The 14,968-nt window shown below is 70.1% G+C and carries 15 protein-coding genes; 7 read left to right on the top strand and 8 right to left on the bottom strand.

The genetic code is table 11. The annotated features are described in order from the left end of the window. Positions 1-28: 28 nt before the first annotated feature. Positions 29-922, bottom strand: a complete 894-nt coding sequence (locus tag ABZT02_RS14825) for a helix-turn-helix domain-containing protein (RefSeq protein ID WP_356017844.1) — start codon at positions 920-922, stop codon at positions 29-31. 101 nt (positions 923-1,023) lie between these two features. Between ABZT02_RS14825 and ABZT02_RS14820 the strand changes: the two genes are divergently transcribed. Together ABZT02_RS14820 and ABZT02_RS14815 are read left to right on the top strand one after the other, a co-directional pair. Continuing rightward, complete coding sequence (locus tag ABZT02_RS14820) at positions 1,024-2,451, top strand: MFS transporter (RefSeq protein ID WP_356017842.1); 1,428 nt, start codon at positions 1,024-1,026, stop codon at positions 2,449-2,451. Between the two features lie 108 nt (positions 2,452-2,559). Continuing rightward, on the top strand, positions 2,560-2,766 hold the full coding sequence (locus tag ABZT02_RS14815; protein WP_356017840.1) for a hypothetical protein: 207 nt from the start codon (positions 2,560-2,562) through the stop codon (positions 2,764-2,766). A gap of 3 nt (positions 2,767-2,769) precedes the next feature. Here the strand turns inward: ABZT02_RS14815 and ABZT02_RS14810 are convergent, their stop codons facing one another. The 5 genes from ABZT02_RS14810 to ABZT02_RS14790 form a co-directional block, all read right to left on the bottom strand. Then, on the bottom strand, positions 2,770-3,675 hold the full coding sequence (locus ABZT02_RS14810; RefSeq protein WP_356017837.1) for a UTP--glucose-1-phosphate uridylyltransferase: 906 nt from the start codon (positions 3,673-3,675) through the stop codon (positions 2,770-2,772). A gap of 30 nt (positions 3,676-3,705) precedes the next feature. Then, the gene (locus ABZT02_RS14805) at positions 3,706-4,323 is read right to left on the bottom strand and encodes a TetR family transcriptional regulator (RefSeq protein WP_356017835.1); all 618 of its coding nucleotides are present in this window, start codon (positions 4,321-4,323) and stop codon (positions 3,706-3,708) included. Positions 4,324-4,348: 25 nt separating this feature from the next. Beyond that, positions 4,349-5,359: an aldo/keto reductase gene (locus tag ABZT02_RS14800; RefSeq protein WP_356017833.1), complete on the bottom strand. Its 1,011-nt coding sequence runs from the start codon at positions 5,357-5,359 to the stop codon at positions 4,349-4,351. Positions 5,360-5,431: 72 nt separating this feature from the next. Next, positions 5,432-6,043 (bottom strand): LysE family translocator, encoded by a 612-nt coding sequence (locus ABZT02_RS14795; RefSeq protein ID WP_356017830.1) that lies wholly within the window; start codon positions 6,041-6,043, stop codon positions 5,432-5,434. A gap of 86 nt (positions 6,044-6,129) precedes the next feature. Further along, complete coding sequence (locus tag ABZT02_RS14790) at positions 6,130-7,512, bottom strand: glycine--tRNA ligase (RefSeq protein WP_356017828.1); 1,383 nt, start codon at positions 7,510-7,512, stop codon at positions 6,130-6,132. Positions 7,513-7,643: 131 nt separating this feature from the next. Between ABZT02_RS14790 and ABZT02_RS14785 the strand changes: the two genes are divergently transcribed. The 5 genes from ABZT02_RS14785 to ABZT02_RS14765 all read left to right on the top strand — a co-directional run bounded on the left by ABZT02_RS14785 (position 7,644) and on the right by ABZT02_RS14765 (position 13,290). Then, a complete protein-coding gene (locus tag ABZT02_RS14785; protein ID WP_356017826.1) occupies positions 7,644-8,591 on the top strand; it encodes a metal ABC transporter substrate-binding protein in 948 nt (315 codons plus the stop codon). Beyond that, positions 8,588-9,364 (top strand): metal ABC transporter ATP-binding protein, encoded by a 777-nt coding sequence (locus ABZT02_RS14780; protein WP_356017823.1) that lies wholly within the window; start codon positions 8,588-8,590, stop codon positions 9,362-9,364. Before ABZT02_RS14785 ends, ABZT02_RS14780 begins: the two co-directional genes overlap by 4 nt. Beyond that, positions 9,364-10,266 carry a metal ABC transporter permease gene (locus tag ABZT02_RS14775; RefSeq protein WP_356017821.1) on the top strand — a complete coding sequence of 301 codons (903 nt, stop codon included), beginning with the start codon at positions 9,364-9,366 and terminating at the stop codon, positions 10,264-10,266. The genes ABZT02_RS14780 and ABZT02_RS14775 overlap by 1 nt, the downstream gene beginning before the upstream one ends. A gap of 58 nt (positions 10,267-10,324) precedes the next feature. Continuing rightward, a complete protein-coding gene (locus ABZT02_RS14770; protein WP_031043010.1) occupies positions 10,325-10,741 on the top strand; it encodes a transcriptional repressor in 417 nt (138 codons plus the stop codon). A gap of 149 nt (positions 10,742-10,890) precedes the next feature. Beyond that, positions 10,891-13,290 (top strand): M4 family metallopeptidase, encoded by a 2,400-nt coding sequence (locus tag ABZT02_RS14765; protein ID WP_356017817.1) that lies wholly within the window; start codon positions 10,891-10,893, stop codon positions 13,288-13,290. Between the two features lie 30 nt (positions 13,291-13,320). Here ABZT02_RS14765 and ABZT02_RS14760 read toward each other — a convergent pair whose 3' ends face one another. Both ABZT02_RS14760 and recO read right to left on the bottom strand, forming a co-directional pair. Further along, a complete protein-coding gene (locus ABZT02_RS14760) occupies positions 13,321-14,169 on the bottom strand; it encodes an isoprenyl transferase (RefSeq protein WP_356017814.1) in 849 nt (282 codons plus the stop codon). A 19-nt stretch (positions 14,170-14,188) separates the two neighbouring features. Beyond that, positions 14,189-14,941, bottom strand: a complete 753-nt coding sequence (gene recO, locus ABZT02_RS14755) for a DNA repair protein RecO (protein ID WP_356017812.1) — start codon at positions 14,939-14,941, stop codon at positions 14,189-14,191. Between the last annotated feature and the right edge of the window lie 27 nt (positions 14,942-14,968).

The raw sequence follows: 14,968 nt of genomic DNA, 5'->3' as shown, positions 1-14,968 counted from the left end.
AGCGGTCACCCCCACCGGCGGCGACCGATCAGGCGCTCCCCCGCTCCCGGGCGATCGCGTGCAGCTTCTCCAGCCGCCGTCGGGTCTCGTCGTCGGCGGGGGCGTAGATGACCATGCGGGGGCCCGCCTCGGGGCCGAGCCAGAGGTCGGTGTGGTCGACGGAGACCTGGCCGACGTAGTGGTTCATGAACTCCTTGCGGCGGCCCCGGTGTTCGACGACCTCGTGCCGGTCCCAGACCTCGCGGAACTCCGGCGACAAGGCGCGCAGCCGCTTCAGGAGCATCTTCCAGCCGGGCTCGGCGAGGTGGCCGGCCATGGTGGCGCGGAAGCGGGCGGCCATCAGGCGCTGCGCCTCGGGCAGGTGGATGATCGAGGAGCGCCAGTCGTCGTTGGAGTAGGAGAGGATCATGCAGTTGCGGTCCTCGGGCGGCACCGTGTCCAGGTCGCACAGCAGCAGGCCGTAGGTGCGGTTGTAGGCGAGGATGTCGTAACGGCTGTTCTGCACGCAGGCCGGGACCGGTTCCAGCTGTTCGAGTACCTGGCGGATGGCGGGGGTGACCGACGGGCAGACGGTGGCCGGGGTCGGGTCGATCGCGCCGGCGAGCTGGAAGAGGTGCGAGCGCTCGCTCGGGTCCAGCAGCAGCGCGCGGGCGAGGGCGTCCAGGACCTGCACGGAGACCTGGATGTCCCGGGCCTGCTCCAACCAGGTGTACCAGGTGACGCCGACCGCGGAGAGCTGGGCGACCTCCTCCCGGCGCAGGCCCGGGGTGCGGCGCCTGCGGCCGCGGGGCAGGCCGACCTGCTCGGGGGTGATGTGCTCGCGGCGGTGGCGCAGGAAGGCGGCGAGCTCGTGGCGCCGGATCGCCGAGAGGGACGCGGAAGCGATTGCCGGTACGGCTGTCTCCTGGGCCATCGTTGTCATGCCTCCAGCCTGCCCGTACCGGGACCCTGTTTCCAGGTGGTTCTTCTACCAGGATAAGAAGACTCTGGTACCCGTCTGGGAGAGGGCGCAGGCTCGTCGACGTGACCACCGAAACCACGACTCCACGCGTTGTCCGTGCCGCCGCGCCACCCGAGTTGGGCGGCCTCGGACTGTTCACGGTGCTGCTCGCCGCGGCACTGCCCCTCATCGACTTCTTCATCGTCAACGTCGCCCTGCCCAGCATCGGCGCGGACCTCTCCGCGAGCGAGTCGGTCCTCGAACTCGTCGTGGCGGGTTACGGGCTGGCGTACGCCGTCCTCCTCGTCCTCGGCGGCCGGCTCGGTGACCTGTTCGGGCGCCGCCGGATGTTCCTGGGCGGCATGCTGGCGTTCGGGCTGACCTCGCTGGCGTGCGGGCTCGCGCCGACCGCGTGGACGCTGGTGGCGGCGCGGGTCGCGCAGGGTGCCGCGTCGGCCGCGATGCTGCCGCAGGTCCTGGCCACCATCCAGTCGACGACGGCCGGGCCCCGCCGGGCGCGGGCGATGGGCCTGTACGGCGCCACGGCCGGCCTCGCCATGGTGGCGGGCCAGATCCTCGGCGGTGTCCTGGTGGCGGCCGACATCGCGGGCACGAGCTGGCGGGCGGCGTTCCTGGTGAACGTCCCCGTGGTCCTGGTCGGCCTGGTCCTCGCGGCCCGTACGGTCCCGGAGACCCGCTCGCCCCGGCCCGAGCCGGTGGACGGACCGGGCACGGTCCTGCTGGCGGCGACCCTGCTGGCGCTGCTGGCCCCGCTGACCGAGGGCAGGGCGGCGGGCTGGCCGCTGTGGACGTGGCTGTCGCTGGCGGCGTCCCCGTTCCTTGCCGGGGCGTTCCTCGCGGTGGAGCGCAGGGCGGACCGTGGGGGCCGTACGCCTCTCGTCCCCCCGAGCCTGTTCCGGCTGGTGTCCCTGCGCCGTGGCCTGCTGCTGATCCTGCCGTTCTCGATGGGCTTCGCCGGGTTCATGTTCGTGATCGCGGTGGCCCTCCAGGAGGGAGCGGGGCGCAGCCCTGTCCAGGCGGGCCTCGCGCTGGTGCCGCTCGCGGTGACGTTCCTGTGCACGTCGATCGCCGGGCCGCGGCTGATCTCCCGCTTCGGCACCCGGGTCGTGACCGCGGGCGCGCTGATCCAAGGGGTCGGCCTGGGCCTGATGATCCTCGCGGCCCGCTCCTCCTGGCCGGACCTCGGGCTGCTCCCCCTCCTGCCCGGCGGCGCGATCGCCGGGGTCGGCCAGGCCCTCCAACTGCCCGTCGTTTTCCGGATCGTGCTGTCCGAGGTGCCGCCCGCGCGGGCCGGTGTGGGCAGTGGCGTGATGGTCACCACCCAGCAGGCCTCCCTGGCCCTGGGCGTGGCCACGCTGGGCAGCCTCTTCCTCGCCCTGGTGCCGGGCATGGGCATGCGGGACGCCCTGGTGACGACGCTCCTGGTCCAGCTGGCCGGGGTGGCCCTGACCGGCGTACTGAGCCTGCGGCTGCCGCGCACGATCGACTGACCGGCCGCCGACCGGTCTGTGACCCGGCTCAAGTCCTGGCGAACGCCCCGTGAAGATACTGCTGTTGATGTTGTTCTTGCTGCACACTCCTAGCCGGAGGCGAGGCACATGGTGCAGATCGGCACGAGCAGGGTGAGCCGCTGGGACCAGCACGGCCGTGAACACGTGGTCCAGGTGCAGCGCAAGGGCGCGCAGCGCACGATCAGCTGCGACACCTGCGGCTGGCGCAAGGCGGCTCAGTTCCTGCCCTGGCTGAAGGCGGAGGAGCACCTGGCTCAGGCGCATCAGGCGACGGTGGACCCCACGCAGGGCTGACCTTCAGGAGCCCTCGTGGGTGTCCAGGTCGCCGACCAGACCCCGCAGGAGCGGTCCGTACTCCGGGTGGGCCAGGGCGTGGGCCATCTGCGCCACCAGGTAGTCGGCCGGATTACCGGTGTCGTACCAGCGGCCCTGGATGACCTGGCCGTACACCGCCCGGGAGGCCGCGTAGGCGTTGATGGCGTCGGTCAGATAGATCTCGCCGGTGCGGTGCTCGTACCAGCGGCGGGTGCGCTCGCGCAGTTCGTCGATGATGCCCGGGGTGATGACATAGCCGCCGATGGCGGCGTACGACGAGGGCGCCTCGGTGGGTTCGGGCTTCTCGACCAGGCCGGTGATGCGCAGGGTGCCGGCACCGAGGTCCTCCTTGACGACCGGGACGCCGTAGCGGCGCGACTCGGTGGGGTCCATCGGCATCAGGGCGAGGACGGGGCAGCCCGTCTGCTCGTAGGCGCGGATCAGCTGCTGGGCGCGCGGTACCTCGGCCACGAACACGTCGTCCGGCCACAGCACCAGGACGGGCTCGTCGCCGAAGGAGCGGGCGGCGTTCAGCACGGGGGTGCCGTTGCCGTAGGGGCCGTACTGGTCCAGGTAGGTGATGTGGCCCCGGCGGGCCAGCTCGGCGATCTCCTCGACGGCGTCCGCATAGGACGTCTTGCCGTCGGCGCGCAGTTGCCCGACGAGGGCGGGATTGGGGCGGAAGTGGTCCTGGATCAGGGACTTGCCGCCGGAGACCACGATGGTGATGTCGGTGATGCCGGAGTGCACCAGCTCCCGCACGGTGTGCTCGATCACCGGTTTGTCGCCGACCGGGAGCATCTCCTTCGGCGTCGCCTTGGTCAGCGGCAGCAGTCGGGAGCCGAGCCCGGCGGCTGGAATCACGGCCCTGCGAATGGTCGGGGGCATCGGGTCTCTCGGCTCTCTCTCGGGGCGCTGTCAGTCGGACGGTACCGCCCCGTCGGCCGGCGGCGTCCGCAGTCCCCTGAGCAGCAGCTCCACGAGTGCCTGGAAATCCCGTTCCGCATCGGGCCGTTCCCACTCATGGGCGTAGGAGGGGTCGTGGAAGCGGCCGGTGGCCTGGAAAACGGCCCGGGCCGTGGTGGCCGGGTCGGTGACGGTGAAGGCGCCCGCGTCGATGCCGTCCTGGACGATGCGGGTCAGCTGGTCGGTGAGCTCGGTGAGGTGCTCGATGACCGCCCTGACGCTTTCAGCCGTCAGGACCGTGTACGTGGCGAACAGCTCCGGATCGTCGCCCGCCTTGCGGCGCTTGGCCTCGAAGAGCCCCGCGAGCCAGTCCCGCAGCCGGGCCTCCGGATCACGGTCGTCCTCGGCGATCGCGGCCAGCATGCCCGTCGCCCGGTCCAGCCATCGCTTCGTCACCGCCTCCCGCAGCGCCGCCTTCGTCCGGAAGTGCCGGTAGACGCTGCCATGGCTGACGCCGAGCGCGCGCGCCACGTCGACCACGGTGGCCTTGGCCGGGCCGTGGCGGCGCAGCACCTCCTCGGTGGCTTCGAGGATGCGCTCGGCGGTCAGGGTCTCGATGGTCGGGGGCATGCCTAGACCGTACCTGGCACGGTGTTCATCGCTCGCTGTCGAGCATGGCCATCAGCGGCGCCGCGTACCGCTCACCGGCCACCGCGTCCGCCGGTACGGCGTCCTCGATGGCGGCGAGGTCGGCGGCGTCCAGGGTCACGTCCAGGGCGCCCAGGGCCTCGTCGAGCCGTTCGCGGGTCTTCGCGCCGACCAGCGGCACGATGTCGTCGCCCTGGGAGAGCACCCAGGCGATGGCGATCTGCGCGACCGTGACGCCCTTCTGTTCGGCGATCTTGCGCAGGGACTCGACCAACGTGAGGTTGTGCCGGAGGTTCTCGCCCTGGAAGCGGGGCGAGTGGGCGCGGAAGTCGTTGGCGGCGAGTCGCCGGTCGGCCGTGAGGTGACCGGAGATCAGTCCGCGCGAGAGCACTCCGTACGCGGTGACGGAGATGCCCAGCTCGCGCAGGGTGGGCAGGATCTCCCGCTCGGGACCACGGGATATCAGCGCGTACTCGATCTGGAGGTCGCAGATCGGGGCGGTGGCGGCGGCCCGACGGATGGTGTCGGCGCCCACCTCGCTGAGCCCGATGTGCCGGACCCAGCCCTTCTCGACCAGTTCGGCGATCGCGCCGACGGTTTCCTCGATCGGCACCTGCGGGTCGAGACGGGAGGGGCGGTAGACGTCGATGTGGTCGACGCCGAGGCGCTGGAGGGAGTACGCGGCGAAGTTCTTCACGGCGGCGGGGCGGCCGTCGAAGCCGGACCAGTTGGCGTCCGGGTCGCGCAGGGCGCCGAACTTCACGCTGAGCAGCGCGTTCTCGCGCAGGGCGGCCGGAGCGGTGCGCAGTGCCTCGCCGATCAGCAGTTCATTGTGGCCCATGCCGTAGAAGTCGCCGGTGTCCAGCAGGGTGACGCCTGCCTCCAGGCCGGCGTGGATGGTGGCGATCGACTCGGCGCGGTCCGTCTCGCCGTACATACCGGACATGCCCATGCAGCCGAGGCCGAGGGTGGAGACCTGGGGGCCGGTGGTTCCGAGGGTTCGGGTTCGCATCGTCATGCGTTCACCCTGCCATGACAGCTGACAGATTTCAATATCTGTCAGCTGTTATCTGTCATCTGTCACGCACGCTCACGCCTGGGTCGTGGCCAGCTTCGCCCCGAGCAGCACGAAGGATCCCGCGAAACTCCGCCGCAGCCAGGCCATCACCCGGGGCCGTGAGATCACATGACTGCGCACCGAGGCGGCGAGGACCCCGTAGACGGCGAAGACCACGAAGGTCGCGAGCATGAAGACCCCGCTCAGGGCCAGCATGCGCGGCAGGGCGTGCGGCTCGGCCGGGTTCACGAACTGGGGCAGGAACGCGAGGAAGAAGATCGTCAGCTTCGGGTTGAGGAGGTTGATCAGCACCCCGCGGACGATCACGCGGCCCGCGGACCGGGGTGCGCCGTCCTGGTCGACGTCGATCACCTGCTTGTCCCGCACGGTCGCCCAGGCCATGTACAGGAGGTAGGCGACCCCGGCGTACTTGACCGCCTGGAACGCCACGGCACTGGCGTTCAGCAGCGCGGCGAGCCCGGTGACGGTGGCCAGGACGTGCGGCACGATCCCGAGCGTGCAGGCGAACGCGGCGACGACGCTCGCGCGAGGACCGCGGGAGAGCCCGGCGGCCAGCGTGTAGACGACGCCGGTCCCGGGAGTGGCGACCACGACCAGGGTGGTGAGGAGGAAAGCGAGGCTCATGGGGCCAGCCTGGACAGGGAACGGCCCCCGATACAGGGCCAAAGCCGAGCCTGTATCGGGGGCCAAAGACCGCCGGAGTGGTGGACCTAGCAGCCGACGAGGCGGCCCGCCAGGTAGCCCTCGATCTGGTCGAGGGAGACCCGCTCCTGCTTCATGGAGTCGCGCTCGCGGACCGTCACCGCGTTGTCCTCGAGGGTGTCGAAGTCGACCGTCACGCAGTACGGCGTACCGATCTCGTCCTGACGCCGGTAGCGGCGGCCGATCGCGCCGGCGTCGTCGAACTCGATGTTCCAGTTCTGGCGCAGCGTCTGGGCGAGGCCCTTGGCCTTCGGGGACAGCTCGGGGTTGCGGGAGAGCGGGAGCACCGCGACCTTCACCGGGGCAAGGCGGTGGTCGAGGCGCAGCACCGTGCGCTTCTCCAGCTTGCCCTTGGCGTTGGGGGCCTCGTCCTCGACGTAGGCGTCGAGCAGGAACGCCAGCATCGCGCGGCCGACACCGGCCGCGGGCTCGATGACGTACGGCGTCCAGCGCTCGCCGGCCTCCTGGTCGTAGTAGAAGAGGTCCTGGCCGGAGGCCTTGGAGTGGGCGTTGAGGTCGTAGTCGGTGCGGTTGGCCACGCCCTCCAGCTCACCCCACTCGTTGCCGCCGAACTGGAAGCGGTACTCGATGTCCGCGGTGCGCTTGGAGTAGTGCGAGAGCTTCTCCGCCGGGTGGTCGTACCAGCGCATGTTCTCCTCGCGGAGACCGAGGCCGGTGTACCAGTTCCAGCGCTGCTCCATCCAGTACTCCTGCCACTTCTCGTCCTCGCCCGGCTTGACGAAGAACTCCATCTCCATCTGCTCGAACTCGCGGGTGCGGAAGATGAAGTTGCCGGGCGTGATCTCGTTGCGGAAGGACTTGCCCATCTGCGCGATGCCGAACGGCGGCTTCTTGCGCGAAGCGACCTGCACCTGGGCGAAGTTGGTGAAGATTCCCTGCGCGGTCTCCGGACGCAGGTAGGCCACGGAGCCGGAGTCCTGGGTCGGGCCGAGGTGGGTGGAGAGCAGACCCGAGAACTGCTTGGGCTCGGTGAACTGGCCCTTGTTGCCGCAGTTGGGGCAGTTGATGTCGAGGAGACCGTTCTCCGGGGCGTGCCCCTTCTTGGCCTCGTAGGCCTCCTCCAGGTGGTCCGCGCGGAACCGCTTGTGGCAGGAGGTGCACTCGGTCAGCGGGTCCGTGAAGGTGGCCACGTGACCGGACGCGACCCAGACCTCGGGGGCGAGGATCACGGACGAGTCGAGACCGACCACGTCCTCGCGGGACGTCACCATGTAACGCCACCACTGACGCTTCAGGTTCTCCTTGAGCTCGACACCCAGCGGTCCGTAGTCCCAGGCGGCGCGCTGACCGCCGTAGATCTCACTACAGGGGAAAACGAAGCCCCGGCGCTTGCTCAGGCTGACGATGGTGTCGATCTTGTCGGCGGCCACGGTGCTCTCTTCATGACGAATGGACGGCAGCGAAGCCCTCAGGTTACCGGCGTGGCCACCCTCGGTATCAAATCGGTTCGCGACCCGGACTTTGTTGACAACCGTTTCCATATTTGATGAAAATGACTGTCATGAACGTACGACGTCGCCTCATACCCATGGTCGCCGCAGCCGGCGCCCTCGCCGCCCTGTCCGCCTGCTCCACCGACAGCGCCGCCGCGGGTGACACCGGCAAGTTCGACGTCGTCGCGTCCTTCTACCCGATGGCCTTCCTCGCCGAGCAGATCGGCGGGGACCACGTGCACGTCACGAGCCTGACCGAGCCCGGCCAGGAGCCGCACGACCTGGAGATCAGCGGTCAGCAGACCGTGGGGCTCGAGAAGTCCGACGCGGTGCTGTACCTCAAGAACCTCCAGCCCGCCGTCGACAAGGCCGTGGACCAGTCCGGCGTGAAGACCAAGATCGACGCCGCCTCCCTCACCTCGCTGGAGAAGCACGGCAACGAGGTCGGCGGCCACGCGGCCGAGCACGACGACCACGAGAACGAGGAACTCGAAGGTCTCGACCCCCACATCTGGCTCGACCCGGTGCGCTACGCCCAGGTCGCCGAGGGCGTCGGCAAGGCCTTCGAGAAGGCCGACCCGGACCATGCCGCCGCCTACAAGGCCAACACCGCGGCCCTGGTCAAGAAGCTCGACGCCCTGAACACCGAGTTCAGGACGGGCCTCTCCGACACCGACACCAAGGTCTTCATCACCACCCACGCCGCCTTCGGCTATCTCGCCGAGCGCTACGGCCTCACCGAGGAGGCCATCAACGGCCTGGACCCGGAGTCGGAGCCGAGCGCCAACCGCGTCAAAAACCTTGAGAAGATGGCGAAGGCCGACGGCGTCACGACCGTGTTCTACGAGACGCTCGTCAGCGACAAGACCGCGAAGACCATCGCCTCCGACGCCGGCCTGAAGACGGACGTCCTCGACCCGATCGAGGGCATCACGAAGAAGTCGCGCGGCAAGGACTACTTCGCGGTCCAGGAAGCCAACCTCAAGGCGCTGCAGAGCGCCCTGGGAGCGAAATGACACCGGAGGACGGCATGACCGAGCCCGTCATCGCGCTGCGCGCGGTCCGCGCCGACCTGGGCTCGCGGCCCGTCCTGCGCGGAATCGACCTCACCGTGAAGCGCGGTGAGGTCGTCGCGCTGCTCGGCGCCAACGGCTCCGGGAAGTCCACCGCGATCCGCACGATCATCGGTCAAGTGCCCACCTCCGCCGGGGAGATCGAGCTCTTCGGCACCCCGCGCGGGCGCTTCCGGGACTGGGCGCGGGTCGGGTACGTCCCGCAGCGCACCACCGCCGCGGGCGGCGTGCCCGCGACCGTCACCGAGATCGTCTCCTCCGGGCGCCTGTCGCGTGCCCGCTTCGGCGTGCTCCGCAAGGCCGACCACGTGGCCGTACGGCGGGCCCTGGAGCTGGTCGGCATGGCGGACCGGGCCAAGGACTCCGTGAACGCCCTGTCCGGCGGCCAGCACCAGCGGGTGCTGATCGCCCGCGCGCTCGCCGCCGAACCCGAGCTGCTGATCATGGACGAGCCGATGGCGGGCGTGGACCTGGCGAGCCAGGAGGTGCTCGCGCGGACCCTCGCGGAGCAGGTCGCCCAGGGCGCCACGGTCCTGCTCGTGCTGCACGAACTCGGCCCGCTGGAGCCCCTGATCGACCGGGCGGTCGTCCTGCGCGACGGCTGTGTGCAGCACGACGGGCCGCCACCGCGCGCGGTCGGCCAGCACGCCCTGCCCGGCCACGACCACGTCCACCCCCACGACCACGAGCCGATCCGCACGGGACTGCTGAGCTGATGGACTTCCTCGACTACGCCTTCATGCAGCGGGCCCTGCTCGCCGCCGTCCTGGTCGGCATCACCGCCCCCGCCGTCGGCATCTACCTCGTCCAGCGCCGCCAGGCCCTCATGGGCGACGGCATCGGCCACGTCGCGATGACCGGCGTCGGCCTCGGCTTCCTGCTCTCCTGGTCACCGGTGTGGATGGCGACCCTGGTCTCCGTCCTCGGCGCGGTCCTCATGGAGCTGATCCGCTGGTACGGCAGGACGCGCGGTGACATCGCCCTCGCGATGCTCTTCTACGGCGGCATGGCCGGCGGCGTGATGTTCATCAACCTCGCGCCCGGCGGCTCCAACGCCAACCTGACGTCGTACCTGTTCGGTTCGCTGTCCACGGTCTCCGAGTCGGACGTGACGGCGATCTGCGTGCTGGCCGCGTTCGTGGTGCTCGTCACCCTCGGGCTGCGCCGGCAGCTCTTCGCGGTCAGCCAGGACGAGGAGTTCGCGCGGGTCACCGGGCTGCCGGTCCGCGCGCTCAACCTGCTGACGGCGGTCACGGCCGCGGTGACGGTGACCGTCGCGATGCGCGTGGTCGGACTGTTGCTGGTCAGCGCGCTGATGGTGGTACCGGTGGCGGCGGCGCAGCAGCTCACCCGGAGCTTCGCGGCCACCTTCGCCATCGCGGTGGCGATCGGCGTGACGGTGACGATCGGCGGCACCGTCACCTCGTACTACCAGGATGTGCCGCCCGGCGCGACGATCGTGCTGCTGACCATCGGGGCGTTCATCGTGCTGACGGGTCTGGCCACCCCGCTGGCCAGGCGACGGGCCCGGACGGCCGCCGCCGCGCAGCCCGCCCCGGACCCCGCGGAGTGTGCGATTCCGGCCAGTCGGGGGGCGGACGGCCAGGTCGGCGTCTGACCCGGCACAGGCCGGGCTGGCACAATGGCCCGGCAGGCGCCGAACGAAGGAGGAACCCGTGACGACCGCAGGACCGCCAGTGAAGGGCCGCGCCACCCGGCAGCGGGCCGCCGTGGCGGCGGCCCTCGACGAGGTCGACGAGTTCCGCAGCGCGCAGGAACTGCACGACATGCTCAAGCACAAGGGCGACGCCGTCGGTCTGACCACGGTCTACCGCACGCTCCAGAACCTCGCCGACGCGGGCGAGGTCGACGTCCTGCGCACCTCCGAAGGCGAGTCCGTGTACCGCCGCTGCTCCACCGGCGACCACCATCACCACCTGGTCTGCCGGGTCTGCGGCAAGGCCGTGGAGGTCGAGGGCCCGGCCGTCGAGAAGTGGGCCGACGCGATCGCCGCCGAGCACGGATACGTCAACGTGGCGCACACCGTGGAGATCTTCGGGACCTGCGCGGACTGCGCGGCCGCCCAGGCCTGACCCACAAGGAACGCACAGGGGAGCCGAGGGATAACCCTCGTCTCCCCCTCCTCTGCATGACATGACCCGGACAACCGTGCCACGCTCCCTCCAGCTCTCACGCAGTTCCCGCACGGCACCTCCACCCCGTCGTCGCAGTAGGAGTACGAGTGAGACCCTCCCCACGAAGATCAGCCGTCGCCGCGTCCCTGGTGGCCGCCGCGTCCCTCCTCGCCGTAGGCGTCCAGACGGTTCCCGCCGCCGCCGGGCCCGCCTCCCCCCACCCCAGCCCCCTGCGCACCGGGGGCCTGGAGGCCGAGCTCTCCCCGGCCCAGCACACCGCACTGATCAAGAGCGCGTCCGGCAGGGCCGCGGCGACCGCCGACTCCCTGGGCCTCGGCGCCAAGGAGAAACTGGTCGTCAAGGACGTCGTCAAGGACAACGACGGCACGCTGCACACCCGCTACGAGCGCACCTACGACGGCCTCCCCGTCCTCGGCGGCGACCTGGTCGTGCACACGCCCCCGGCCGCGCAGGCGACGGGCACGCTCAGCACGACCTTCAACAACAACCGCCGTACCGTCTCGGTCAAGTCCACGACCGCCACGTTCGGCAAGGCGTCCGCCGAGTCCAAGGCGCTGCGGACCGCCAAGGCACTCGACGCCGAGAACCCCGCCGCACAGAGCGCCCGCAAGGTGATCTGGGCGGGCTCGGGCACGCCGAAGCTCGCCTGGGAGACGGTGGTCTCCGGCTTCCAGGACGACGGCACGCCCAGCAAGCTGCACGTCGTCACCGACGCCACGACCGGCGCCGAGCTCTCCCGCTTCGAGGGCGTCGAGACCGGCACCGGCAACAGCCAGTACAGCGGCACGGTCACCATGGGCACCACGCTGTCCGGTTCGACGTACCAGCTGTACGACACCTCGCGCGGCGGCCACAAGACGTACAGCCTCAACAACGGCACGTCGGGCACCGGCACCCTGATGACCGACGCCGACGACGTCTGGGGCACCGGCTCCGGCTCCAACACCCAGACCGCCGGTGTCGACGCGCACTACGGGGCCCAGGAGACCTGGGACTTCTACAAGAACACCTTCGGCCGCAGCGGCATCAAGAACGACGGTGTCGCCGCCTACAGCCGCGTCCACTACAGCTCGGCGTACGTCAACGCCTTCTGGGACGACGACTGCTTCTGCATGACCTACGGCGACGGCTCGGGCGGCACCCACGCGCTGACCTCGCTGGACGTCGCCGGGCACGAGATGAGCCACGGTGTCACCTCCAACACCGCGGGGCTGAACTACACCGGTGAGTCGGGGGGCCTCAACGAAGCCACCTCCGACATATTCGGCACCGGCGTGGAGTTCTACGCGGGCAACTCCTCCGACGTCGGCGACTACCTCATCGGCGAGAAGATCGACATCAACGGCGACGGCACGCCGCTGCGTTACATGGACAAGCCGAGCAAGGACGGCGGCTCGGCGGACAGTTGGTACTCGGGCGTCGGCAACCTCGACGTGCACTACTCGTCCGGGCCCGCGAACCACATGTTCTACCTGCTCTCCGAGGGCAGCGGCACCAAGACCATCAACGGCGTGACCTACAACAGCACGACCTCCGACGGGGTCGCCGTCGCCGGGATCGGCCGGGCCGCCGCCCTGCAGATCTGGTACAAGGCGCTGACGACGTACATGACGTCCAGCACCAACTACGCCGGGGCCCGCACCGCCGCCCTCAACGCGGCAGCCGCCCTCTACGGCACGGGCTCCGCGCAGTACGCCGGGGTGGGCAACGCCTTCGCGGGCATCAACGTCGGCAGCCACATCACCGTGCCGTCGACCGGCGTGACGGTGACCAACCCGGGCAGCCAGACCTCGACGGTCGGCACGGCCGTGAGCCTTCAGGTCTCGGCCAGTTCGACCAACAGCGGCTCACTGACCTACGCGGCCACCGGTCTGCCCACCGGCCTGTCGATCAGCGGCTCCACCGGCACGATCTCCGGCACCCCGACCGCGGCCGGCAGCTACAGCACCACGGTGACGGTGACCGACAGCACGGGAGCCACCGGTACGGCGTCCTTCACCTGGACGGTGAACGCGTCGGGCGGCGGCAGCTGCACCTCCACGCAGCTGCTGGGCAACCAGGGCTTCGAGTCGGGCAGCACGACCTGGACCGCGAGCAGCGGTGTGATCACCAACGACAGCGACCAGGCCGCCCGCACCGGCTCCTACAAGGCCTGGCTGGACGGCTACGGCTCCACCCACACCGACACGCTCTCCCAGTCGGTGACGATCCCGAGCGGCTGCACGGGAACGAAGTTCACCTTCTACCTGCACGTCGACACGGCGGAAACCACCACCGGCACGGCGTACGACAAGCTGACGGTGACCGCCGGGTCGACGACCCTGGCCACGTACTCGAACCTCAACGCGGCCAGTGGGTACGTCCAGAAGTCCTTCAGTCTGTCGGGCTTCGCCGGTCAGACGGTCGCCCTGAAGTTCACCGGTGTCGAGGACTCCTCGCTCCAGACGAGCTTCGTGATCGACGACACCGCGGTGACGACGAGCTGATCCTCCGAGTGACGCGGGGCGGGTCGGAGGTCAGTCCTCCGGCTCGCCCTTCATCGCTTCCTCCATGGCGAGCAGCTCCTCGTTCGGGACGGCTCCGCCGAAGCGGCGGTCCCGGGAGGCGAACTCGACGCACGCCCGCCACAGGTCACGGCGGTCGAAGTCGGGCCACAGGACGTCCTGGAAGACCATCTCGGCGTACGCGCTCTGCCACAGCAGGTAGTTGGAGGTGCGCTGTTCGCCGCTGGGCCGCAGGAAGAGGTCCACGTCGGGCATGTCCGGGTAGTACAGGTACTTCGCGAGGGTCTTCTCGTTGACCTTGGACGGGTCGAGACGGCCCGCCTTCACGTCCTCGGCGAGGGCCTGCGCGGCATCGGCGATCTCGGCCCGGCCGCCGTAGTTCATGCAGAAGTACAGGGTCAGCTTGTCGTTGCCCTTGGTCTGCTCCTGGGCGACCTGGAGCTCCTTGGCGACGGACTTCCACAGCTTGGGCATCCGGCCCACCCAGCGCACCCGGATACCGAGCTCGTCGAGCTGGTCGCGGGTCTTGCGGATGAAGTCGCGGTTGAAGTTCATGAGGAAGCGGACCTCGTCGGGCGAACGCTTCCAGTTCTCGGTGGAGAAGGCGTAGAGCGAGATGTTCTTCACCCCGGCCTCGATCGCGCCCTGGAGCACGTCGAGGACCCGCTCGGCGCCGACCTTGTGCCCTTCCGTCCGGGGCAGCCCGCGTTCCTTGGCCCACCGGCCGTTCCCGTCCATGACGATCGCCACATGCTCGGGGATCAGCTCACCGGGGAGCTTCGGCGCGCGCGCACCGGACGGGTGCGGCTCCGGCGCCCTGTACTCGCGCCGCCGGCGCCCCAGGATCCCGTTTACGACCATGGTGCTTCTCGTCTCCCTCTCAGGGTTGCTTCTCTACGTAACGCAGGGATCTGAGCCCGCGTTCCAGATGCCAGTGCAGGTAGGCGGAGACCAGCCCGCTGCCCTCCCTGACGTACCGCGGCTCGCTGGCGTCCGCGGTCTCCCAGTCTCCCGTAAGCAGCGCGGCGAGAAGTTCCAGGGTCGCCGGCGACGGTACGACGCTGCCGGGCACCCGGCAGTCCACGCAGACCGAGCCTCCGGCGGCCACCGAGAAGAAGCGGTTCGGGCCGGTCATGCCGCATCTCGCGCAGTCGCTGAAGCTGGGGGCATAGCCGTTGACGGCCAGGGAGCGCAGCAGGAAGGCGTCCAGGACCAGGTGGGGCGCGTGCTCGCCCCGGGCGAGGGTGCGCAGGGCGCCGACCAGCAGCAGGTACTGCTGCACCGCCGGCTCGCCCTCGTGATCGGTGAACCGCTCGGCGGTCTCCAGCATGGCCGTCCCGGCGGTGTACCGGGCGTAGTCGGAGACGATCCCGCCACCGTACGGCGCGATGGTCTCGCTCTGCGTGCACAGCGGCAGCCCGCGCCCGACGAGCTCACTCCCCCGCGCGAAGAACTGCACGTCGACGTGGGAGAAGGGTTCGAGGCGGGCGCCGAACTTGGACTTCGTCCGCCGCACGCCACGGGCCACGGCGCGTACCCGCCCGTGACCGCGTGTGAGCAGCGTGATGATCCGGTCCGCTTCCCCCAGCTTCTGCGTCCGCAGCACGACCCCGTCGTCCCGGAAGAGACTCATCGCACACCCCCGCGCGGGGCGCGCGGC

Source organism: Streptomyces sp. NPDC005402 (assembly GCF_040606575.1).
Taxonomy (GTDB): Bacteria; Actinomycetota; Actinomycetes; order Streptomycetales; family Streptomycetaceae; genus Streptomyces.
Note: the sequence above shows the minus strand (reverse complement) of the source record. Positions and strands in the feature narration are given on the sequence as shown.